General features: G+C 38.4%; 18 protein-coding genes and 2 pseudogenes. 11 read left to right on the top strand and 9 right to left on the bottom strand.

Features of this window, described 5'->3' with window-relative positions:
• Nucleotides 1-24 precede the first annotated feature (24 nt).
• The gene (locus tag PSR9079_RS18380) at nucleotides 25-1746 is read right to left on the bottom strand and encodes a DUF885 domain-containing protein (protein ID WP_149982754.1); all 1722 of its coding nucleotides are present in this window, start codon (nucleotides 1744-1746) and stop codon (nucleotides 25-27) included.
• Nucleotides 1747-2216: 470 nt separating this feature from the next.
• Here PSR9079_RS18380 and PSR9079_RS18375 point away from each other — a divergent pair, with 470 nt between their 5' ends.
• Both PSR9079_RS18375 and PSR9079_RS18370 read left to right on the top strand, forming a co-directional pair.
• Nucleotides 2217-3581, top strand: coding sequence for a cellulase family glycosylhydrolase (locus PSR9079_RS18375; RefSeq protein WP_149982753.1), 1365 nt, complete (start codon nucleotides 2217-2219; stop codon nucleotides 3579-3581).
• 307 nt (nucleotides 3582-3888) lie between these two features.
• The gene (locus PSR9079_RS18370; protein ID WP_149982752.1) at nucleotides 3889-4920 is read left to right on the top strand and encodes a metal-dependent hydrolase; all 1032 of its coding nucleotides are present in this window, start codon (nucleotides 3889-3891) and stop codon (nucleotides 4918-4920) included.
• Nucleotides 4921-4969: 49 nt separating this feature from the next.
• Here PSR9079_RS18370 and PSR9079_RS18365 read toward each other — a convergent pair whose 3' ends face one another.
• Entirely contained in the window at nucleotides 4970-5779 is an 810-nt protein-coding gene (locus PSR9079_RS18365; protein ID WP_149982751.1) for a DUF2306 domain-containing protein, read from the bottom strand.
• A gap of 217 nt (nucleotides 5780-5996) precedes the next feature.
• Between PSR9079_RS18365 and PSR9079_RS18360 the strand changes: the two genes are divergently transcribed.
• Nucleotides 5997-7136 (top strand): helix-turn-helix domain-containing protein, encoded by a 1140-nt coding sequence (locus tag PSR9079_RS18360; protein ID WP_246175604.1) that lies wholly within the window; start codon nucleotides 5997-5999, stop codon nucleotides 7134-7136.
• Between the two features lie 123 nt (nucleotides 7137-7259).
• On the opposite strand, the gene PSR9079_RS18355 is transcribed toward PSR9079_RS18360, so the two are convergent.
• Complete coding sequence (locus PSR9079_RS18355) at nucleotides 7260-8870, bottom strand: phosphoethanolamine transferase (RefSeq protein WP_149982750.1); 1611 nt, start codon at nucleotides 8868-8870, stop codon at nucleotides 7260-7262.
• A gap of 360 nt (nucleotides 8871-9230) precedes the next feature.
• On the opposite strand from PSR9079_RS18355, the pseudogene PSR9079_RS18350 reads away from it, so the two are divergent.
• Both PSR9079_RS18350 and PSR9079_RS18345 read left to right on the top strand, forming a co-directional pair.
• Nucleotides 9231-9326 (top strand): annotated as a pseudogene (locus tag PSR9079_RS18350) (winged helix-turn-helix transcriptional regulator); the annotation flags it as partial.
• A 36-nt stretch (nucleotides 9327-9362) separates the two neighbouring features.
• Nucleotides 9363-9965 carry an acyl carrier protein phosphodiesterase gene (locus PSR9079_RS18345; RefSeq protein WP_149982749.1) on the top strand — a complete coding sequence of 201 codons (603 nt, stop codon included), beginning with the start codon at nucleotides 9363-9365 and terminating at the stop codon, nucleotides 9963-9965.
• A 133-nt stretch (nucleotides 9966-10098) separates the two neighbouring features.
• Here PSR9079_RS18345 and PSR9079_RS18340 read toward each other — a convergent pair whose 3' ends face one another.
• Nucleotides 10099-10407 carry a hypothetical protein gene (locus PSR9079_RS18340; protein ID WP_149982748.1) on the bottom strand — a complete coding sequence of 103 codons (309 nt, stop codon included), beginning with the start codon at nucleotides 10405-10407 and terminating at the stop codon, nucleotides 10099-10101.
• A 147-nt stretch (nucleotides 10408-10554) separates the two neighbouring features.
• Nucleotides 10555-11964 (bottom strand): aminotransferase-like domain-containing protein, encoded by a 1410-nt coding sequence (locus tag PSR9079_RS18335; protein WP_149982747.1) that lies wholly within the window; start codon nucleotides 11962-11964, stop codon nucleotides 10555-10557.
• Between the two features lie 132 nt (nucleotides 11965-12096).
• Here PSR9079_RS18335 and PSR9079_RS18330 point away from each other — a divergent pair, with 132 nt between their 5' ends.
• From PSR9079_RS18330 to PSR9079_RS18320, 3 genes are read left to right on the top strand one after another with little or no spacing between them, the layout of a single operon-like run.
• A complete protein-coding gene (locus PSR9079_RS18330) occupies nucleotides 12097-13497 on the top strand; it encodes a cytochrome ubiquinol oxidase subunit I (protein ID WP_149982746.1) in 1401 nt (466 codons plus the stop codon).
• A gap of 11 nt (nucleotides 13498-13508) precedes the next feature.
• Nucleotides 13509-14516 carry a cytochrome d ubiquinol oxidase subunit II gene (cydB, locus tag PSR9079_RS18325; RefSeq protein ID WP_149982788.1) on the top strand — a complete coding sequence of 336 codons (1008 nt, stop codon included), beginning with the start codon at nucleotides 13509-13511 and terminating at the stop codon, nucleotides 14514-14516.
• 47 nt (nucleotides 14517-14563) lie between these two features.
• Nucleotides 14564-14683: a DUF2474 domain-containing protein gene (locus tag PSR9079_RS18320; RefSeq protein ID WP_149982745.1), complete on the top strand. Its 120-nt coding sequence runs from the start codon at nucleotides 14564-14566 to the stop codon at nucleotides 14681-14683.
• Between the two features lie 72 nt (nucleotides 14684-14755).
• Here PSR9079_RS18320 and PSR9079_RS18315 read toward each other — a convergent pair whose 3' ends face one another.
• Nucleotides 14756-16933, bottom strand: a complete 2178-nt coding sequence (locus PSR9079_RS18315) for a GAF domain-containing hybrid sensor histidine kinase/response regulator (protein WP_149982744.1) — start codon at nucleotides 16931-16933, stop codon at nucleotides 14756-14758.
• A 308-nt stretch (nucleotides 16934-17241) separates the two neighbouring features.
• Here PSR9079_RS18315 and PSR9079_RS18310 point away from each other — a divergent pair, with 308 nt between their 5' ends.
• Complete coding sequence (locus PSR9079_RS18310; protein ID WP_149982743.1) at nucleotides 17242-17829, top strand: hypothetical protein; 588 nt, start codon at nucleotides 17242-17244, stop codon at nucleotides 17827-17829.
• Nucleotides 17830-18128: 299 nt separating this feature from the next.
• Here PSR9079_RS18310 and PSR9079_RS18305 read toward each other — a convergent pair whose 3' ends face one another.
• From PSR9079_RS18305 to PSR9079_RS18295, 3 genes are all read right to left on the bottom strand, one after another.
• Nucleotides 18129-20249 (bottom strand): TonB-dependent receptor, encoded by a 2121-nt coding sequence (locus tag PSR9079_RS18305; protein WP_149982742.1) that lies wholly within the window; start codon nucleotides 20247-20249, stop codon nucleotides 18129-18131.
• A gap of 829 nt (nucleotides 20250-21078) precedes the next feature.
• A complete protein-coding gene (locus PSR9079_RS18300; protein ID WP_149982741.1) occupies nucleotides 21079-21441 on the bottom strand; it encodes a hypothetical protein in 363 nt (120 codons plus the stop codon).
• Between the two features lie 240 nt (nucleotides 21442-21681).
• Nucleotides 21682-22830 carry a hypothetical protein gene (locus PSR9079_RS18295; RefSeq protein WP_149982740.1) on the bottom strand — a complete coding sequence of 383 codons (1149 nt, stop codon included), beginning with the start codon at nucleotides 22828-22830 and terminating at the stop codon, nucleotides 21682-21684.
• 188 nt (nucleotides 22831-23018) lie between these two features.
• Here PSR9079_RS18295 and PSR9079_RS18290 point away from each other — a divergent pair, with 188 nt between their 5' ends.
• Nucleotides 23019-23267 carry a hypothetical protein gene (locus PSR9079_RS18290; protein ID WP_149982739.1) on the top strand — a complete coding sequence of 83 codons (249 nt, stop codon included), beginning with the start codon at nucleotides 23019-23021 and terminating at the stop codon, nucleotides 23265-23267.
• Between the two features lie 70 nt (nucleotides 23268-23337).
• Nucleotides 23338-23478: pseudogene (locus PSR9079_RS23710) on the top strand (delta-class carbonic anhydrase); the annotation flags it as partial.
• Nucleotides 23479-23489: the final 11 nt, after the last annotated feature.

Here is a 23489-nt window from a genome sequence, read left to right as displayed (position 1 = left end):
CTTATTAATTTAATGTAATGGGTGTTATTTTTGCTGTTGCGTTATCCAGTCATTTATTACTTCTTCAAGTACTGCAATTGGCAGCGATCCTTGGCCTATAACTGTGTCGTGAAAGCTGCGAATGTCAAAATCAGCGCCAAGTTCTTTTTCAGCTTTTGCACGTAGTTCACGTATTTTTAGCTCGCCCATTTTGTAAGAAAGCGCTTGTGCGGGCCAAGAGATATAACGATCTATTTGATCTTCTACGGCACTTTGTGGCAATGCAGTATGTTCGCTCAGGTAGTTAATTGCGCGCTCTCGACTCCAGCCGAATGCATGAATGCCGGTATCAACAACCAACCTAACTGCACGCCACATTTCATATCCTAATCTGCCAAAATCACTGTATGGATCTTGATAAAAGCCGGCTTCTTTACCTAAACGCTCTGCGTAAAGACCCCAACCTTCACCAAATGCTGAATGGCTTAAGGTACGCCGAAATGGTGGCACATCCAGTTCCATTGCAATTGCATTTTGTAAGTGATGCCCTGGAATAGCTTCGTGTAGGCTCAAGGCTTCTAAATTATATAAAGGTTGCAACGAAGGGGTTGAAGCTAAAAAGTAAGTGCCAGCAGAGCGGTTATCTGCTGGTGGCATATAAAAAGCGCCGCGACTGGCAGAGTCTTTAATAGCAAACGTATTACGTGGTAAATGACCAAAATAGGTCGGCAACTTGCCATACATTTTTTGTGTAATGAAAGCGGCTTTTTCTAATAAATCTTGTTTGTCTTTTGCATAAAACTGTGGAGCAGTTGCTAGAAACTGCAGAAAATCAGCATACGAACCCTTAAAGTTTAGTGAATCAATAATAGCCTGCATTTCAGCTTTAATACGCGCCACTTCTTGTAGACCAAGCTCATGAATTTCTTTTGGTGTAGCTTGTGTGGTGGTGTAGTAATTTACTGCATACTGGTAGTATTCAAGCCCGTCTTTAACGCTTGAAATACCGGGATTTGTTCTGCAATTTGGCATGTAATCATTAACAAAAAAATCATAAAAATGCTGATAAGCAGGAACCACTTTATTGCTAATTAGGGCTTTCGCTTTTTCTTGATAGGCTGCTTTTTGTTGTTGGCTAAAGGTGTTGGGCATACGTGTAAACGGTTCATACAAGGCAATGTTTTGTGGCTCTTTTTCGATATGTTTACTGATGCTTTTATGATAATTTTTAAAGCTCTCGCAATAGTGTGTGTAGCCTTGTTGTATGCCTTCTTTCATGAGGTTGATGTTTTCTTGGTTAAAGCGTGGGTAGTCGCTCAAACTAACCAAAAAATTGTCGTAATCGGTGGTAGTTAAAAACGCCATATTAGCAGGGGCCTCGGCAAAATATGTATGCCAGCCGCTTAAAAAGTTAATAGGAAAGTACTTATCAAGTGACTGGTAACTTTGTTGCTCTGTTTCGCGCTCGTATTTAAAAAGCCGATAATTCATCAGTTGTTCTTTACTGAGTGATTTTGGGTTAATGGCAGCTAATTTGTGCAGCACTTGGTCGTTATAAGTTTGGCGCTTACTTATGGCTTGCTCACTCCAGCGAGCCAGCTTTCCATTGGGTTTCCATCCATCGGGGTCGGTGCGAAAAAATACTTTTTCGCTTTTTGCATGTTGCCAGTGTTGGTCAATAATATTTTTTAAATCGGTATTGTCATCAGCCAGACTTGGCAATGACACCATAGTTAAAGAAAGAGCCAAGAGATTTGTTTTATACATGTTGTTTCTCATAATTAGCGAGTTAGTTTTTTATAAAGGGTAGGCAGTGATTTTTTGAGTGCGTACCAAGCTATATAAAATTTATTGTTTTATAGGTTAAGCGTATCAAATTAACGATATGAATGCGCTGACCTTGAACAGCAATACAGAGAAAATTGGCAAGTATGTTGTAAACAGAGCAACTCATTGATATTTAAAACATTAATGGAGCGCTTTCGGTTAAGGTATTTAGCGACAACTAAAGTGTATATCGTTCACGCTTTTTATTGAATGTATCCCCCCTGCAGATGACAGCCTATGAGTGGTCATTTTTAGTTACTTTTACGCTAGTATTATTTTATAAAATAAATCATTCTTTATTATTGTATTATAATTTCAGTGTACTACCTTTGTGTTGTTAGTTTTTTGCTAATGACATTATTGATATATCAGTTTACATCTGATGGGTAACCTAATTTAAGGACGATTTTATGACGATTGGAAGTACACCTAAAAAAACACTATATAAAGCCAAGCGCCTTTCACTGGCATTATTGCTCGCTTGTTCCACTACAAGTTATGCAGCGGTTGAAAAGTTAACCGTCAGTGGTAATCAAATATTAGCTGGTGATGAGGCAAAGAGCTTTGCTGGTTCAAGCTTATTTTGGAGTAATACAGGTTGGGGCGGCGAAAAGTTTTATACCGCGCAAACGGTTGCCAATGCGAAACAGGAATTTGGCGCTAATATCATTCGTGCTGCGATCGGTCACGGACAAAATACCTCAGGCAGTTTGAATGACGATTGGGACGGTAATATTACTCGTCTTGATACAGTTGTTGATGCAGCAATCGCAGAAGATATGTATGTCATTATTGATTTTCATAGTCACGAAGCGCATACCGACACTGATATGGCGATCCGGTTTTTTGAACGAGCAGCCACTAAATATGGCGACTACGACAACGTTATTTATGAAATTTATAACGAGCCACTACAGATATCGTGGGCTAACGATATAAAACCTTACGCCAACACCGTTATTGATAAGATCAGAGCTATAGATCCTGATAATTTAATTATTGTTGGTACGCCTACTTGGTCACAAGATGTTGATATTGCCTCACAAGACCCGATAGATCGCTACAATATTGCTTATACCTTACATTTTTATGCAGGTACGCATGGTGAGTCACTTAGAAATAAGGCGCAGACGGCTTTAAATAATGGGATTGCTTTATTTGCAACTGAATGGGGCGCAGTCAATGCTGATGGTAATGGTGGTGTAAATAGCAACGAAACTGACGCGTGGATGGCTTTTCTTAAATCAAATACTATTAGCCACGCTAATTGGGCCTTAAATGACAAAGATGAAGGTGCATCAACCTTTCTTCCTGGTGGTAGCTGGGATTCACTAAGTGCATCGGAGCAGAAGATAAAAGATATTCTACTAAATTGGGATATGAATAATGCACCGCTTGACTCAGATGAAGATGGTGTAATTGATTCACAAGATCAATGCCCTAACACACTGCCGAATACACCCGTAGATTCTATTGGGTGTGCGGCTACAGACTCAGATGGCGATGGCGCAATTGACGTACAAGATCAATGCCCCAATACACCAGAAGGTACTGATGTCGATTCCTCGGGTTGTGCTGTTACAACAGGAACAAGTTGTACTGAGGTAAAAACGTATCCAAATTGGGTTAGAAAGCATTATCCTGCAGGCCCTTACACACATAACGAAGCTGGCGACCAAATTCAGTATCAGGGCAATGTTTATAAGGCGAACTGGTATACAAATAGCCTGCCTGGTAGTGATAGTTCATGGACATTTGTTAAAAGTTGCAGCTAAGTCATACTTGTTTTTAAATAAATAGGTATAGCGCAGTCGCTTTACCTATTTTATTGATTTTTATAGAAATAGGATTATAGACAATCTTCGAATTCATGACGTCAGGCTTGACTCTTTACTAAAATACAATCGTAATTGGATTGGCGGTTTTAAAAATCTAGCTGATAAGCTGGGGTGGATTTTTCTTTTGCGGATCCACATAACTTATAGCTTCTCCAGAAAACTAATCACTCATTGAGATCGACACAAGACCTACAACAGTACAATATAAGTCTATGCTTTAATTGATTTTGAAAAGAGGCTTTCATTGGATTCACTCACACAGGTTGTGCTTGGTAGTGCAGTTGCTTATACAGTATTAGGTAATAAGCTGGGCCGTAAGTCGTTATTAGTTGGGGCGGCGTTTGGCACGTTACCTGATTTAGATGTGCTCATTAATTTTGGTGGTAATGTCGAAAACTTTGTCTATCACCGCAGTTTTAGTCATTCTTTGCTTATACAGCTGTTAGTAAGCCCCTTGTTTGCATGGCTTTTACTTAAAATGAACTGGGCCAAAGGTGTAACGCTGAGGCGCTGGTCTGTCGCTCTATTTTTAATTTTAAGTACTCACTCATTGCTTGATAGTTTTACCGTTTATGGAACACAATTGCTGTGGCCACTGACGACTTACCCCTTTGGTATATCGAGCATATTTATTATTGATCCTGCGTATACTTTGCCATTGTTACTCTCTTGTATAGCGCTTTGCTTGGCGCGGATGCGGCCTTACGCACAGCGTATAAATACTGCTGCGTTAATCGTCAGTTCGCTTTATTTAGCTTGGGGGTTGGCGGCTAAATGGCATATCGAAGATAAAATTCATCAGGCACTAAATACCCAAAATATCATATTTAAGCACTTTGAAAGTACACCAACGCCATTTAATACCTTGTTGTGGCGGGCTGTGGCCGTTACCGAGTTTGGGCATTATGAGATTTATGCCTCTGTGTTTGATGACGCAGACAACGTTGATGTGCAATTTTACCCTAGCGAAAATACGCTACTAGCAAAGCTTGATGATGCAAGGCAGATCAAGCTACTGCAAGCATTTACTAAAGGCCTTTATGGGGTGTATCAACAAGATGAGCAAGTCATTATGAGTGATTTAAGAATGGGCCTTGAAGGTTATTATGTATTCTCATTTGTGGTTGCACAGCAAAAAGATCAGCAGTTGATCCCAGGTTCTTATCAACAACTCAGCAACCGATTTCCACTTGATAAGCTCGGGCTTATTTTTGCGCGTATTACTGACCCAAATATCGATTTAGCAACTACCGTAAAAGAGCCCACATCTCCCTGAAATAGATTGCTGGGTTAGGCCTTCTATTTTGTTAATAATTATGTGGCTATTAGCCAACTATCGCTGGGTACCAATTTGCTAACACTACACCAAATAAGCCCACTAAAAATACAATGGATATCAACATCATTAAAGCTGCGGTGGCGATTGTTATCATTTTATTAGATGTTTTCCCCGCATACCTAACCAGTTCAGCAATGAGCAATGGCATCACATAAGAACATACGCTAACAGCTAACACGGTTGGGCCTGTGAACGTTGTAGTATCAATCCCGAGTGAGCCAAACGTTAAAAACCAGGCAAAAATCATTAACCTAAAAAATAGCACGCCGTTTGCTGCAAGGTATAAACGAATTGCCCATATTTGATGTGAATTTATATTACGCCCTCTAGCAGCCAGCACTGCAAATATGCTCGATAAAATAACCATACCACCACCAAACATTGTCAGGCTATGCATTAGCAGGTTGCCTACTGTGCCTCTAACAATCATAAGGTACATTCCTGCGATTGAAATGGTACAAGCTAACAGTAAGAATACGCGCCCGTTATAGCGATGAAACTTAGTATATTTTGCTCTTATTGCGGGGATTAATTGCAAACTCCCGCCGATTATCATTACTACGGCAAGTAGCACATGCGTGGCATAGATTAAATTACCGATGGGGTCGCTCGCAACATAGGCGGTATTGTTAAGGCGGACCCAGCCAGATAAACCTGTAGTAACGCTAGTCAGGGCATACCCCAAAATAAGGTAAATTACAAAGCAACCTTGTGCCATTAGTAAGCAAATAAACCATATTTTTTTACTGTTTTCGAGCAGCCTATTTGGGGTTGTTTTCATTTTTTGCATTAACATGTACTTTTCCATTAAATCGTTTCAATAGCCAAATATAAAGACTTTCAGGGCGAATACTTCTCAAATTCGAAACTTGAGCAACGATATATGGATAATTTTTACGGTTAGTTACTGACACATTCACTAACAAAGTCTTTTTGCCATAGCTAGAGTTACTTTGTATTATACAAGTTAAAGCAACGTTGTTTATACAACGTCATTTTAAGAGCGACCTGTTATGCAAAATAATTCTCCTTATTACCTTCTCGTCTTTGTGTGCATGGGGTTGATGTTATTTAATGCACTGAAAAAAGATAAGCAACTGGTTCACTATTTGTTTGCACTATTTTGTGGCTCGCTCTGTATGGTTGGGGCGCAAAAACTCAGTGCGTCAAGTGTCGGAGGGTATCAATACCTAATAGGGCTATTTACTTGCGCTACATGTAATGTTTCATGGTTGATTGCTAGAGCGTTATTTCGTGAAAACAAGCCAATTTCTCGCAGGCATATCGTTTTTGCTGCAACTATTGCAGGCTTGATAATGTTTAACCAAACATGGCATTACTTAGTGAGTTTTGATCCTCAGCCATTACCTACAAGTGATATAATGTGGCGCTTAAAGCAAGGGGTGAATGAAGTAACCATATTGCTTTCATCAAGCATACTTGTGCTCTCTTTTTGGGAGGCAATAAGAGGCTACAGTGAAAAAACAGTGTCACAAAAAATGCAATCAGTGCTCTTTGCCAGCGCTTGGTTTTTAGCTGTGTTTAATGCAAGTGTATTACCTAAGCTAATGTTTAGTAAGACTGAAATTGAGCTATATAATCCCATTATTATTACCTCATCTGCACTACTAATTGTGCTTGCGATGCAAACATTAATGTTTCTTCAAGCGAGAGATAAAAATAGCCAAGGTATTAAAAATGAGGGCGATACAGTTAGTATTTTTAATGACATTGAGATAACTGAAAACACCAATCAACATGAACAAATCGATGTTGCCCCTGAATTAATCGATGGCATTGATCAACTTATCAATAAGCAACAGCTATTCTTGCAAACAAATCTTAAAATTTCAGATTTTGCTCAAGTATTACAAGTATCTGAATATAAAATCAGCCGAGCTATTCGCTATCACTACAAAGTAGCCAACTTTAATCTGTTTATTAATCAATATCGTGTTAAATATGCGCAAGTTTTATTGGCAAGTGAGGATGCTAAAGGTTGGAGCATTTTAAGCATCGCGCTTGAAAGCGGCTTTTCTTCTTTAGCGACTTTTAACCGGGTGTTTAAAAGTATTGTGGGTGAAATTCCTAATGAATACCGAAAACAAAGCAGCAATCATCCTAATATAAGGGGTAGGGAACTTGTTGATTAGTGAGTTGTAGGTTTGTTTTTATAGTTAATCAAGAATATTAGATGTGAATCAACCACACTAAATTGAAAGTATAAGGTGCTATAAACATAAAAGCCGCTCATAGAGCGGCTGAATACTGAGGAGCTACTTTGAAAATTCTGGACAAGTTTTATCTTGTATTTGCTTTAAATCGTACTGCATAAAGCCTGCCTCGCCAAATACATCGGTGCCGTTCAAGTAATACTTACCTTGCTCTTCATTCGGGTTTTTAATGTCATAACCCAATACTTTAGCCACTTGCAGACTAATTAAATAATGGTTAGGCATACAGCCTAATTCTTTTTTAATTCGAGTTATTTCATTTTTTGGAATATCAACACCGTAAAACATAAATGGTACCCGGGCGATATCCATATCGACAGCGTTATGTCCAAAACGACCATCTTGCCCTGTCAGTTCACCATGATCTGGCGTGAAGAATATATATGTTGGTTTACCTGAATCTTTAAAGAATTCATAAATGTTAGCTATCACCTTTTGTGTGTAAAGTACTGAGTTATCGTAGCTATTCAGCATGTACTTTTCATAGGGTTGCTCATCAACAGGATACACTTCTTGAGTTTTAGGGTAATTAGCTACATAAGGTGCATGAGCGCTGCGCATATGTAACGTAATAAATTGGGGCTTATTGTAATCCAGATTCATGGAATTAAGTTCGAGCAATAAACGATCATCATAATCTCCATCGAACTGATCTAGATGCTTATCTTCTTTCCAGGTATCAATATCCCCAAGTGAAAATGCATAGGTTAAACCTCCTGCATTTTTTTGTGTAGTAATGTAATGGGTTTCAAACCCTTGACGCTTAGCTAACCGAAACAAAGCAGTGTCCATTTTACTTATATGGACTGCATTATTAGGCTCATATACGGTGTTAAAAAATAAGCTAAGAGATACTCGTGTTGAAACAGCGCTTGAGATCGCAGGCAAATAAAAGAAATTAGGGTCTTGTTTATACGGCATTAAATCTGGCGTTGTATCTCTTTGATAACCATATAAACCCATATTGTAATAACTCAGGCTTTCACCCATTAAAATTACAATATTTGCATCCGCAGGTTCGCCTTTGCTCAATTGATAAGGTTGATAGCTAGGCATTTCTTTACGTAATCCCAGAATCATTTTTAACTGGCGAGCGCTAAAGAATGACACACTGTATAAGCCATTTTTCATAGCTGAGTGCGCAATATTAGGCTGGTATTTTTGAGAGCTCTTAGAACCTAAAGACTGTAAAAAGGGTAACGTGAGCAATAATACAAACAACACCGAGATATAAGGTACGGTAAAACTGGTTTTATGGTATTTGTTATAGGTGAAATACGCTAAGCCATAAAATGCCATGGATAAAAAGAACGCTGGTAGCATAAATTTCAAACCATCAGCAAAGCCAATTAGTGCATCATGCATTTCACCCATCATTAGCACCATATCAAAAGCACTGTAAAAGCCGCCAAAGTATTGGAAGTACATCAGTTCAGAGGCCTGCATTAGAGCCATTATCAGTAAAACAATATTGTTAAGTTTAGGGGTGCGGCTTAACAGCATGAAGACCATTAACAGTAAGGTAATGATAATGCTTTTGAAGTTATAACCGGCCAAGTAGTTATGATTAAACAAGCCATAAATGACATCCGGCATCAGTGCGAATGCCCATAGGGCCAAAAGCGTTAAGAGGGTATGTTTAAATTGTTGCACATGCAGTTCCACTATTCAGGTTTGCAGGCATTGTAATAAAAATCACATGCAAAGGCATGAGTATTTGAAATAATGTATGAATTTTAACTATTAGGTTTATACCTCTTTGGTCTGATGCCTTTTATTGCTTCTTTATGATGTGCTCACTCTCAGTAAATAAAGATATTTATGAAAAAGATCTTTATTTTTTTACACCTGCAAGATCAGTACACTAGCATTCGGCTGTCGTGCATTTGTGCGTTCAGTGTTGATTGTATTTTCCTTAAAAATGCTTGTTAATATGTGGTATATATTAGTTACCTGTAAGGTAATAGCAACTAGTATACTTTTAGTAACCTAGTTGCATTTTTAGGAGAGCTAATAGGCGGCAAGTGGAAAGGCTCGAGTATTTACCATCTAAAAGGTGGGCTTGTTCGCTTTAATGATTTAACTCGCCTGTTAGGAGACGTGAGTGAAAGCTCTTAATATAATGAAATATAAAGAGATATTACTTTGAACTACTTAGCTCATCTTTATTTAGCACAGCCTACAGCAGACTCGCACTTTGGCAACTTGCTTGGTGATTTTGGCGGCAATAGGCATGTAAAGCAATTGCCAATCACGGTAAAAAATGCACTAGATAACCACTATCTAGTCGACAAGTTTACAGATGCTCACCCTTTAGTGAAAGAAGCTAAACAGTATTTTTCGCCTCAGCGTAAACGCTTTGCGGGTGTCGCTATTGATGTGGTGTTCGATCATTTTTTAATTCAGCATTGGCAACGGTTTAACGATCAACCGCTAAGTGACTTTAAGCAAATCAGTTATAGGCTTTTGGGTAAGCGTACACCCGTTATGCCGCCAAGAATGCAAAGTGTTGTAAAACATATGACGCAGAATGATTGGTTTAAAGAATACGAAACCGTCGAAGGGGTCGGGGTTGCACTTGATAATATTGCCAAGCGCATTCGCTTTACTAATACGTTTTCTGGCGCTGCTGCTGATATAGCCCGACACTACACTGAATTAGATGCTATGTTTTTAGCGTTTTTCCCTGAATTGATTAAACATGTTAAGCAACGAGGTCTTGAAGGAGCTCACGATGCTAGTGTGTAAACTTTTTAAATGTAAGTCAGGTTCTAGCCTAAAATGATGCAATATTGATAATTAGCTTTTGATGGAATAAATTCTGACCAACAAAAAGCTCGCATCATACTAAAAACGGCTTGATTGATGGCTACTATCTGACTTAATCATCAGGCCCCTTTAGGGTGAAAACTAAATGCTTGCGCATGTCTTTTAAAATAACGCCTTTTTTAAGCATTGCACCACTTAAACGTTTTTGCCACTTTAATAAGTCAGGCTCTGCCGCTGTTAACGCCTGCTGATTCTCAAACTGAAAACACATTAGTAAAGAGCCTGGAAATAAGTGATATTCCACGTCAAACCAGCATTGCAGCATGCCAGTGAGTTCATTACGGCCTTGCTCTTCAATTGCATCAGCAACTTTAAGTACCAGTGCTTGTTGTTTTATTTGCACCGCAGAGAGTTTTTTCATCGTTTTAATCCAGTTAGAGGCCAAAGATATAGCCAGATGAGCGGATTATAACCGAGCTTGTCGACTGGCAACAACTTTGATAGTAGTTTTAGCCGAAACCACCTTATTATTTGATGTTAAAGCGGCTTATCGTAGGCATAAAGCGTGTTATTTTTTTACCAAGAGGGTGCTGAATAGTTTTTTGATCGCAACTTCCCTTGCTTTAGTGAGGGGGTGAATATAACTCAATCGTAAAAAGTTTTTATATTGCCCTGATGCTGAGAAAAGTGAGCCCGGGGTCATGACGATACCTTGTTGTAGTATTTCATTGTAACTTTTTTGGGTATCTATTGACTCATCTAACTCGACCCACATAGATATGCCGCCATTAGCTTGTGTAAAGCGTATATCCTCAGGCCAATGGGTTTGTAAAAAATTAATCAGCTCTGCTTGTTGTTGTTTAATTGCATATACGTGCTTATTTAGGTAGCGACGATAGTGACCATCTTCTATAAAAGTGGCTAATCCTTGTTGAATCGACCCACATGAAGAAAGTTGGGTAACGAGTTTAAGTTGAGTGATTTTATCATGCCACTTTCCTCCAAAAACCCATCCGATACGTAAATCTCTTGATAAGCTTTTTGAGAATGAACTACACAAAATTACTTGTCCTTGGGTGTCGAGACTTTTTAAAGACTCACTAACAAAAGGAGGAAAAGCCAGATCGCCGTAAATGTCGTCTTCGATAATACAAAAATCACTTTTCACTGCCAATTTAAGTAGCTCTTCTCTTGCTCTATGAGGCATACATGCACCTGTTGGCGTTGAGTAATTAGGTGAGACGACACATGCTTTTATGGGCCACTTGGCTATTTTTTTTGTCAGATCGTCAATGCTTACGCCGTGCTCGGGATCGCATGCTACTTCTATTATTTTTAGGTTAAGTTGTTCTAATATTTGCAATACCCCGTAAAAAGTTGGCGATTCAACAGCGACAGTGTCGCCTGGCGAACACGTGGCCATAAGAGAAATAAATAAACTGTGCTGACACCCATTGGTAATGCAAAGCTCATCAGGTTTTTGGTTTAAACCACCATAGTGGTTAATTATTGCGTGCTTCAAACGCAAATCACCATCAGAACTATTATAGTAAAATGCTTTTTGACTTTGAGAAGAACGAAATGCTTTGTTTAAATGTCGATTAAGAACGGTTAAGTGAGTAGCATCTTCCTGCGCGCCAGCACTTGGTAAAATATCAAAGGCAGCACTGCGCGTCATAATGTCTTTTAAAATCGCAGGTACTGACACATTGCGTGGAGTAGATGATGTTTTGATTTGTTTTGGTAGCACTCGTTTAGGCGGCTTTATTTGCGTTACAAAGTAACCTGATTTAGGTTTTGCATAAATAAGTCCTTGTGATTCCAAGCGATGTAACGAATGTAATACGGTTGCTTTTGAAAGGCCTTGTAGTTTGCAAAGCTCTCTCACTGAGGGCAACTTGCCTGTTGGAGTAAAGCTGTTAGCGTCAATTTTCTTTTTTAAGATAGCCTCAAGCTCTGTATATTTGAACTGTTTCATGCTCTCGCTCGTAGTGACAATCTGTACTCATTGTAAATTATTTTTCTGTGCCTGTACTGTAAAAAAAAGATATATACCATAGGTGATAAGTTTAATGTTTGCTCTGTAATTAACTAGGAGTAGGTTGGCGTTATGATAGATTTTACTGCTATTGATTTAGCTCGTATACAGTTTGCATTTACAGTCTCTTTTCATATTATTTTTCCTGCAATAACAATTGGCTTGGCAAGTTACCTTGCGGTACTTGAAGGGCTTTGGTTATACACGCGAAAACCGATATACATGACGCTTTGTCGTTTTTGGATGAAAGTGTTTGCGGTAAATTTTGCTATGGGAGTGGTATCCGGCATCGTAATGGCTTATCAGTTTGGTACTAACTGGAGTCAGTTTTCTAATTTTGCTGGAGCTATTACGGGGCCATTACTCAGTTATGAGGTGATGACTGCGTTTTTCTTAGAAGCTGGCTTTCTTGGCGTTATGCTTTTTGGTTGGAATAAAGTTGGCGAAAAGCTTCACTTTACATCCACCTGTTTAGTGGCAATCGGTACGTTGATTTCAATGACTTGGATTTTGGCTTCTAACAGCTGGATGCAAACACCTCAAGGCTATGAAATTATTGATGGCCGAGCGGTTCCGGTTGACTGGTTTGAGATAATATTTAATCCTTCATTTCCTTATCGTTTAGTCCATATGGGCTTAGCCGCTTTTTTAGCGACAGCCTTGTTGGTAGGCGGATCTGGTGCATGGCATTTATTAAAAGGCTCGCACACTCAAGCGGCAAAAAAAATGTTGTCGATGGCAATGTGGATGTTGTTAATTATCGCGCCATTGCAAGCTTTTGTAGGAGACGAACATGGCTTAAATACACTTGAGTATCAACCAATGAAAGTGGCAGCAATGGAAGGACATTGGCATGAATCAGAACCCGGCGAAGGTGTCCCATTAGTTTTATTCGGTTGGCCAAATATGGAAGAAGAGCGCAATGATTACGCTATAGAAATACCTCATCTTGCTAGCTTAATTTTAACGCATAGTCTTGATGGCACCATTGCACCATTAACATCTGTACCTCCTGAAGATCGCCCTTATGTGCCAATTGTTTTTTTTAGTTTTAGAATTATGGTCGCTTTAGGGTTATTGATGATTTTATTAGGCATAACAGGGTTAGTGTTACGTAAAAAAGGCCGATTATACGAGAAAAAATGGTTCTTAAGGTTTTGTGTTGCAATGGGCCCCGCCGGATTGATTGCGATGCTAACTGGCTGGTTTGTTACAGAGGTGGGACGACAACCTTGGGTTGTATATGGGTTACAAAGAACGGTTGATGCAAGCTCTGCTCATTCGATGACGGCAATGAGTTATTCATTACTTACTTTTGTTGTTTTATATGTCTGTGTGTTTGGGGTCGGTGTGCGTTATATGTTAGCACTTATCAAAAAGGGCCCTGAACAAGTGTATGACAACGATAATAAAGATGACTTAAACAAACGTCCGGCTCGTCCGTTATCAGCGGCCGATGGTGTTGAGCTTTAGGAGATTACATGATGAATTTTGACTTACCGAGTATCTGGGCACTCATTATTGGCTTTGGTTTAATGATGTATGTGTTTTTAGATGGTTTTGACTTAGGGATTGGCCTACTTTTTCCGCTGGTTAAAAATAAACATGAAAGAGATATCATGGTTAACTCCGTTGCCCCAGTTTGGGATGGTAATGAAACGTGGTTAGTGCTTGGCGGGGCAGGCTTGTTAGCTGCGTTTCCTATGGCTTACTCAGTCATATTATCAGCCTTATATGGGCCTATTTTAGTGATGTTATTTGGCTTAATATTACGAGGTGTTGCGTTTGAATTTCGCTTTAAAGCGACTGAGTCTCACCGTCCATTATGGGATAAGTTATTTTTTGTAGGCTCGTTTATGGCAACCTTTGCTCAAGGTGTAGCAATGGGCGCTGTTATTATTGGTTTTCCTGTTGAAAATGGTGAGTTTGCTGGTGGATCTTTAGACTGGTTAACACCATTTAGCTTATTTACAGGGTGTAGTTTACTGTTTGCTTATGGCTTATTAGGTGCCACTTGGTTAGTGGTTAAAACAGAGCATAATTTGTATAAACAAATGCGTAAACTTATTAAGCCATTAACTATTTTATTAGCCTTGTGCATGTTAGGTATCAGCATTTATACACCACTGATCAACGCTGATGTAAAAGCAATGTGGTTTAATTGGTCAAATATTGTATATCTTGCTCCTTTGCCAATTATTACTGGTATTTTTGTTTTATTATTACTGGGCTCAGTAAACTCAAGTAAACACTATCGGCCATTTATTTATGCGCTGTGTATGTTGTTTATGGGATATTTAGGCTTATGTATTAGCCTTTGGCCAAACATTATTCCACCAAGTGTATCTATTTATGAAGCAGCAGCGCCTGAATCAAGTTTAAAATTCACCTTGGTTGGTGTTGTTATCATCGTGCCGTTTATATTGGCTTATACGTTTTGGTCTTATTATGTATTTCGTGGCAAAGTTGTTGATACCGAGGGGTATCATTAGTTATTCAATGCTATTGCACTATTTAGCGAAGGCTTTGTGGAGGGTATATGAAAAAGCATCTTCATCAATTTAAATGGTTAATTATCATTTGGGTCTTGAGTGTTGCTTCATTATTTTTAGTGTCTCTTTTGATCCGCTTTTTGATGACTCTTGCAGGAATGAAGTAATAACGTTAGTTAAATTACGGGGGACTATTTTATCAAATAATAGTCCCCTTTTTTATATTCTCATTACTTTTATTAAGACTTGAGTTGCTTGGATAAAAAAAGAGTTGTTACATCCGCTATCTTTATCAGTGCTTCTTTGTCTGCATAGTCCCATGACACTTTTGAGTCAACACTTTCACAACAAATTACGCCTAACGGTTTGTCATCTATAAAATAGATATAATCAAGTAAGGAATACACATTGAATGGTTCAAAATAGGATTTATTTAAGTCCTTTGTTACTTCGTTGTTCCTTGCATCCGATGCATCAAGTACTTGGTTACCTAAAATATAATTAAAGTATGCAGGAAAATCCTGAGCTTTTAAAACCATGTCATTTGTTACTACCTCATTTTCATCAAGGCATATTAAACAATTTATCGCAGTATATTCGTGGTTTAGTAACCAAAGGCTAACTCTATTTGCATTTGGAATTAGCTTTTTTAACTCTTGGCATGTCTGATTTAGTTTATATTTGCTTGAAATATTAGGATCACTAATTTTAACCGCTAGCTTTTTTAGATTGAGGTTATTAGGGTTGTAAATATTAAGTAAGCTATTTAATTTATCTTTATCAAATGGTTTAGCTAAATAACCATCCATACCAATGTCTAAATAATGTTCAATGTTTTGTTTCAAGGTGTTAGCTGTCAAGGCTATAATTGGGGTTGTTTTATCTCCTTGTTGTGCCCGAATTGCTTTTGTGGCTTGTACTCCATCCATTACTGGCATTTGGATATCCATAAAAATCAAATCTACAGGGTTTGTATTAAAGTAATCAACACACTCTTTACCGTTTTCTGTGATTACTACATTGGCGTTATGCGCTTGTAGCATTTTACTTACGATGAGTTGATTTATTTTATTATCTTCGGCGATTAGAATGGTGCACCCTTGTAAATTAGTTATTTCTTTCTTTTGTTTTAATGAATCATACAATAGATGTGTTTCAAAGCTCTGTTGATACGTAAATATAGAGCCTTCGCCTTCTTTACTTGTAAAGCCGATTTTACCTTTCATTAGTTGACTTAACTTGGCACAGATTGATAAGCCAAGCCCTGTGCCCCCATAACATCTTGATATAGATGCATCTGCTTGATGAAAATCTTGAAATAAGTTTTGTTGTGCTGCTTCGCTGATACCAATACCTGTATCAATAATTTCAAATAAAATATCCTGTTCAATTAATGAACTACTTTGAACGCTGACTTTGAGATTTACTTGCCCTTGGTTTGTAAATTTAATCGCGTTTGAACACAAGTTATTTAAAATTTGTGAGATCCTTACAGGATCACCTTTTAAAGTTGCTGCCACCTTCTCATCAATATATAAAGTAAGTTTAATGCCTTTATCTGATGCTTGTTTAATGAGAGGCTTGAAGAGATCGTTAACAACCTCTCTAAGATTAAAATTGATATTTTCGATATCTAGTTTGCCAGCTTCAATTTTTGAAAAATCTAGAATGTCATTCACAATACTTGAGAGTATATTGGCTGAGTTTAAAATACTTTTCAAAGCGTTATCTTTTTCTAAACTCGTTTCTTCAGCTAGGCCAAATTCAGCTAAATTTAAAATACCGTGTAGTGGTGTTCTAAGTTCATGGGTCATATTTGCTAGAAATTGGCCCTTTAAGGTGTTGGCACTATCAGCTTCTTTTTTTAGTACTTCAAGTTCTTCATTATGTATTTTTTGTTGTTCTAGAGCTGATGTTAATCTTCTGTTGTTTAATCTAAGTTCAAGTTGAGTAATAACTTCTCGACCTAGTATCGTCAGAGCGTTAATTTGGTTTTGATTTAGCTTTTTGGGCTTATCGCTAATAACACAGAGTGTGCCTATAGTACTTCCTTTTGGAGTTACTAACGGGGCGCCTGCATAAAATCGTATGTTTGGATTATTAACAACTAGCGGGTTATCATGAAAGCGCTCATCGAGTAATGCGTTCGGTATTTCAAAAACGTGGTCTTGCAGTATTGCATGGGAGCAAAATGCAATCTCTCTCTCGGTTTCATCAACATCAATACCGTACTTTGACTTAAACCACTGTCTTTGCGGATCTACTAAGCTAATGAGTGAAATAGGCGTTTCACAAATTTCAGAAGCAAGTTGAGTTAAATCATCAAATACTTGTTCGGCTTTGGTATCTAATATTTCATATTCATACAAGGCTTTTAGTCTAGACTCTTCGTCTGCTGGGATTTGCGCTGTTTTCATTGCATTGCTCAATATTTATGTCCACTAAATATAGGATTAATTTCAGGGTAATAGCAACTTTCAGATTAAAATCGCATGAAAAAGGTAATATCTATGCATTTCTCCAATAGAGCCTTATAGGCCTAGCTCTTTTAGCTGTAGAATTAATCTATTCAGTGGCTCGAAATAAAACGTATTGAGTGCAATTAAAGCCTTGTTGTTTTACTAGAATAAATAACTCGAATATAAAAAAATTCAATGGAAGTTGTTTATTTTATATTGCGTGATATTATCCATCTTATTAGGGACAAAAATATAAGGATATGAATATGTTAAAAATTAAGAATATTGCTTTAGCGACTGCTTTAGCGTCTATATCGTCACTTACACAAGCTGCTGTATTTGATGGTGCCTCTCATTGCTCTGAAGATACAGTTTATAAGTCACAAGCCGTTAATAATCTAGCTGCTTCAATAGGTGATCTAGCTGCACTAAAAGAAGTAACTCTAGAAAAAACTGGTACTACAGAAAATGGCTACTTTACTTTTGATCCTCAATTTTCACGCTCTGAGCGTTATTTCAACTGTAGCATTCCTTTAAATGACACGATTGGTAATTTTGAGCTTAAAGTTCATGGCATTACTGAAGGTTTAAATAGCTCAAACGGCGGCTGCTTAATTTCACGTGTTCGTAAAGTAAGTGATGGCGGGCAAGAGAAGTGGTTTAAGTATGCTACAGGAAAGGGCTTTGACTGGATTGATATTGCTGACACTGCAAATAGCTCAAAGCAGTTTGTATCGTATGTAACAGCTCTTGATAATAATTTTGAAAGTGATGCTGTTCTTAGTTTGAAATGCCGCACTACATGGCAGCACGGCTCTGTTGCTATTGGGCAAATAGAAATCAATAATCAATAATATAATTAAAACTTAGTCCCTAATAATAAGGCTTAGAATCACTTCTAAGCCTTTTTTGTATTTGTTGCTGTTCGGTTAAACTTAGCAACTTAATTAATACCAATCGACTTAAATATTTAACCATTCTAGCGAGCTAAATAAAGCGCTAACTGCGTTATAATTTTTTCAAGTAGAACAACTACATGTCAAAATTTACGCCTTGTTATCACTGTATTTATCTGTCGCTATAAATGGTCATTAACTTAACACGATTGGTATAAGAGCTGTTTTATTTAACAAACACTTATAGCAAGCGCAGTTTAAAAACGCGCTCTTACACCTATACTAAATGAGCGACCTGGAAGTGGTGCTTCGTCTTTTAAGTAAGATGAATGCACGCGCGCTTCTTGATCGGTTAGATTGTCGGCTTTTAAATACAATGTCATGTCAACGTTACCTAAATCAAGGTAATAGTTAGCAGCGGCTGATAGCATGGTATAGCCGTCGGTGGTGGTTTCGTTTGCGGCAATTTTATCTTGCTTACTGTTGCGAGTGACTTCTACTTCAGTGTGCCAATTACCGTATTCATAATGTATTGAAGAACCAACACGTAATGGTGGGATCCTTGGTACGTTACCGCCTTTATCTAGTTTAGCGCGGGTATAATCCGAAAACACATCCAGACGCCATTGTTCGTTTAAGTGCCAGTCAACTTGTGCTTCAAAACCATACAGCTGTGCATCTTGCTGGGCAAAGAGTACAACAGGTAAACCATCGGTTTCTTCCTCTGATCCTGCGCCGCTACTTTGTAGTTGTTGGTAATCTTGCGCCGTAATAAACTCACCATCACTGAGAACAAGGTTACTAACGTCTTCGTATATGTAGTCATTCACTTGGTTTTGGAACAGGCTTAAGCTTGCATTCCAGTTGTCAGTATTATAACGATAGGTTGCATCTATATTATTAGACACTTCTTTATTCATGCTTTGGCCGTTTTGCACCACCGAATAATTACCGTTATTGTTAGTAAGGTTAAAACCACCACCTACTTCGTAAGTGCCAGAGCCAATGTGTGGGCCGTAGGCAAAAATTTCAGATGAAGAGGGGGCGCGTTCTGAATATGCATAATTAAATGCTAATGAGTGCTTGTCGTTAATGCTCCAAACTACTCCTGCAGAGCCTGAAACCGCCGTGTAATCTTCATCTGCAAATGAGATACTATTATCGGTTGATAGCTCATCAAAAAATTGGTTATTCACTTTATGGGTTAGTTGCTCCACGCGTGTACCAAGCTGCCACAATAAAGCACCTGTTTGTTTTTCTTCCATTAAAAATGCGGCTAAACTGTCGGTTTTTGTTGGTGGTGTGAAGGCTTCTTCGCCAATCGCTTCAAAATCACTTTTGTTATAATGTAAGCCCATTATACCGTGCCAACCATAAACCGCGCTGTGCTCTGCCCATAGTCTAGACTCGATACTTTCATTTTTAAAAGTAGTGCCTATTTCAGTCCCTTCAATTTCTGAGTGTTGGTAATCAGTATATGCATTTTGCCAATGCACCGATTTTATAAAACCGTCAAGATTATTCCAATCAACAACACCTTGATAGCGGTCTTGTTTTAACTTAATAAATACGCCATCTTCACCCGGTAAACCGTATTCTGAGTCCATTGAGCCATAGGCAAAAGCAACCCGAGTATCGTCAGTGATCCAGCCAGCTCCTAAGTTATAACCGTGTGCATCGATTGCTGAGTTTGAGAGTTTAGTACTGCCACCATGTTCATTAATATCAGCGGGAACAGGTATTTTATAGTCACCGGTATTACGGTTGTAAGCATCAATATGAACAGCAAAGTCGCCCGTTCCGGCATTTAAATCAGTAGATGTTGTTTTTGAATCTGCTACGTTATCGTACTGAGCAAATACTTCTCCAGTAATACCTTGTTGTCTTTCAATGGGGAGGCGGTTATCAACCACATTAACAACGCCGCCAATTGCACCACTACCATAAAGCAAAGTAGCAGGGCCGCGTAATACTTCAATTTGTGTGGCCGTAGAGGTTTCGGTTGATACTTGGTGATCGGGGCCAACGCGTGATGCATCAGATGCGCCTAATCCGTTTTGTACAACCTTGATTCGAGGTCCATCTAATCCTCGGATAATTGGGCTACTGGCAACGGGTCCAAAATAAGAGCTGTGTACACCTGGCACATTTTTTAAGGTTTCGCCAAGGGTTGCTGCTTGGTGCTGATCAAGCTCTTCGCCACTAAGAATTGATACTGGGGTGCTTGATTCAAGTACGGTACGTTTAAGCGGTGAAGCTGTAATAACAATTTTTTCTAAATCGCTTTCATCTTTTTGTATTTGTTTCTCTGCTGCCATTGCGTGTGTACTGATAGCAGTTAATACCGCCAAAACTAATGGTGAATACTTAATTTTCATTGTTTAATCTCTAAAATTTGCACTAAAACTGGCTGCTTACCCAATGGCAAACAGTCTTTATAAAACGGTTTTTTAACAGTGAACTTTAAAGAGTATTCGGTGGGTCACGATTACCTGAAAACGCAACGATTGCGCTAAATTGCGGGGAGTGTAAGGCTAAAACAGCGACGTAGTGGTTACTTTCAGGTTCAAATATGCTGGTGGTAGGGGATATTAAATCGTCAAAATCAAACGAACTTATGCAGAGTTGGCACTCTGTGCTGCTTTGGACTGCGTGAACAGTTGAGTGCCACTGTGAAAAAACACTGAACAGCAGTAAAAACACCATTAAATATTTTAATAGCGTTTTATTGTGTCTGAGTGAGTGTAAATTCATGTGTTTCATCAGGTGATAGTATAACGTTGTTTTTTTTGCAATGTCGAGAGCTGAATAAGTAAAATAATCTGTTTAATTATACAGTTTCATTTGATTCATTTAAAATCAATAGCTTGTGTTTTTTGATAAATGACACCTCTAAATCAGACATCAATCAGGGAATAGGCTGTGCTTTGTTAGTTTGCCATTTTTTTATCAGTTCAACGCTTTTTACCCAAAAACGATAATTTATAGGCTGTCGTTATGAGTGACAACGTCACTAGCGACATAGACTGAGCAGCCATTTTTGATGATTTGATTGCTTGTTAAAGTAGCTTGATTTTTAGGTAATTGTAAAGCGCGAGGTTTGATAGTGTGAAAGGGTTAAATATGAGATTTTGGCATCTTATAGGGCTTTATTAAATGGTATTAAAAAGCCCTAAATTCAAATAATTAATAATTTCAGAATAACTTTTAGCGACCATCTTCAAATGATGCAGTTGCAGAAGCTTTGCTCCAACTTCCATTGGTATAAAGTATCGTTGCTTCCGCTTTGTAAGCTCTAAAAGATCTGATTTCAAATGAACAAGAAGTACCCGAAGTACCACAAGATTTGGCTGCATTGGACCAAATAACGCTATCTATTTCAGATCCATTGCCGATGACACGAAATACCGCTGTCGCTTTATTTTGACCATAGATCACCGCCATACAGTGATTTGGTGTGTATTGATCATATGCTTGAGTGTCTACATAGCATTCCATTGAACTTGCATTTGCTTGAACAGAAAATACGCTAGCTGCTAGTAAAGTTGCTATTGTTAATACCTTTTTCATTTTTTGTCCTTATTTATGTTTGTTTTCCAGAAACAACAATACATCATTTTTTAAACAAATAAAGCATTTAATTAACACTTTTGATTTGTTAATGATTATCGCCACATCTTATATGTGCTATGCGGCTTTAATTACTGCGTATTTAGAGATGATATAATAAATTTACTCCAGGCTTTCTATTTAGAGGGTGAAGCCTGAAGTCATATTTTTAGCAATAGGATAGTTATCCTATAAATTGATTTATAAAATAACTAGGCTTTGCTCTAACATTGCTTGAATTTGTTTGACTATTTTAGCTTCTGTTTCTGGTTCAAACTGCGCTATACGCGGCGTATGGATATGCCCAGTAGGAATATCTGAATTGAGTTGATCGCGCAGGCGAATACTGCGGTACGAAATTTCGTTAGACAGGTAACCACCGCCGCCGCCTTTTACTGCAATCGCATCTTTTAGTTCAGCTAAAGTTTTAGGTTCAAAGGCTTTTTCGAGTGTAACAACTTTATGATTGTCATTTATCGGAAATGGCCCTTTGGCTTGCTGCATTTGCGTGGCGGGCAAACTGAATTGCACAAACTCACTCCCTGGGAGTGTACGGTCGTTTAAACCTGGAATCAGTGGCGCTTTTGCTGTGCCGCCATAGACAATATTTGCATTGTCGGGGGCGGTTACGCTGCGCCGCTTACCTGGAAAGCGTTCAAGGTCAAAGTCTTTACTACCCATGCTAACGGTAACTATCATATCTACGTTATTCAGAGCGTAATAGGGGGCGAGTAATTCTTCAATAATACCTTGATCAAAGTCTTCATAGCGAACAGGCACCATTACAGTATTTATTTCAGCGCTGATACCTTGATAAGTAATTACTTGGCCATCGAGTAATAATGCGGCCAAGCCGGATGGATTACTTTGATTGATGTTTCTATCCAACAAAAATGGGTCAAAGCCTGTTAGTAAAATCTTTTTGGTGGTGTTTTTAGAGTAGGCTAGGTCGGTGCGACCGCGACTGCCATTTTCTAACATTGTTAACAATGTGCTTTGCTCGGCAGTTGTTAATGCAAATTCAGGTTTTGTTGTACGGATTATTTTACTTGAAAGTAGGCGAGCCCAGTAAAGTGCTCTGTCATCGTAGCTTTTAGTGACGGTAATGTGTTGTTTGGCGTTGAGCCAGAGTTGGGTTGAGTAATCATGTAGTAAGTCAGTTGCCTGTTTAAAGTTTTTTAGGCTTTTCCAGCTTTGTTCAAATTGCGCGATATCCTCAGAAAATATATCTAAAACTTGTGGCATAGCGGTTGTGGCTTGCTTAATACGCAGCTCTTCAACCGTTGGGTTAGCGCTAAAAACAGAACCCGAAGAGAAGATTAAGCTTGCGGCTAAAAGTCGTTTGATCATGGTTTTCCTTTATAAGCAGTTTTAATAGTTTCAATGCAAAGGCTACTATCTGATGTAGAGCGAGTAAGCGCAAATAAATACGTTGAGTATTGGGTCGTAACTCCCACCTTTAACGTTTAATCAGCTCCTAGAGCCTATTTTCATAAACTGTTATCCTTCACTCATTAAGTTATAACTGAGTAAACAGCATGATTAATGATAACGACGTAATTGACACCCTCGCAGAGCTAGAAGCTTTTTTATTACTGATTGATAATGGTGGATTGGGCTTAAAAAATATAGCCGGTGTGGCACTGGCGACCAATAATACCAATGGTCGCCCGTTTGTAGCTGTACTTGATGATAACCATAAGTTGTTGTTAGGCCGCTGGGTTACACAAGATGTGTTTGAAAACGGTAAAGAGCTTGTTCGTAGTGGGCCTAAAAAGCTACATTAATTTTGGAAAAGCGATTGAAGGCAGCTATTAACTTACTTAGCTTGGGGGCGGTAGCCGAAGTGAGCTTAATTTATACAACATTCATTTTTATAAAAATGCGGAGCATAAAGGCGGGGAGTTTAAAACGTATGCGGGCAATGACAAAGGTCATCTTATAGGCTACCTTTCTGAGCGTGAATTATCAGCTGTTCAATTAAAGCAGGTAAATTGAAGCTGTTACCT

Origin of the sequence: Pseudoalteromonas rhizosphaerae (assembly GCF_902498845.1) — a bacterium.
GTDB classification, from domain to species: domain Bacteria; phylum Pseudomonadota; class Gammaproteobacteria; order Enterobacterales; family Alteromonadaceae; genus Pseudoalteromonas; species Pseudoalteromonas rhizosphaerae.
This window is presented reverse-complemented; position numbering and strand designations above follow the sequence as displayed.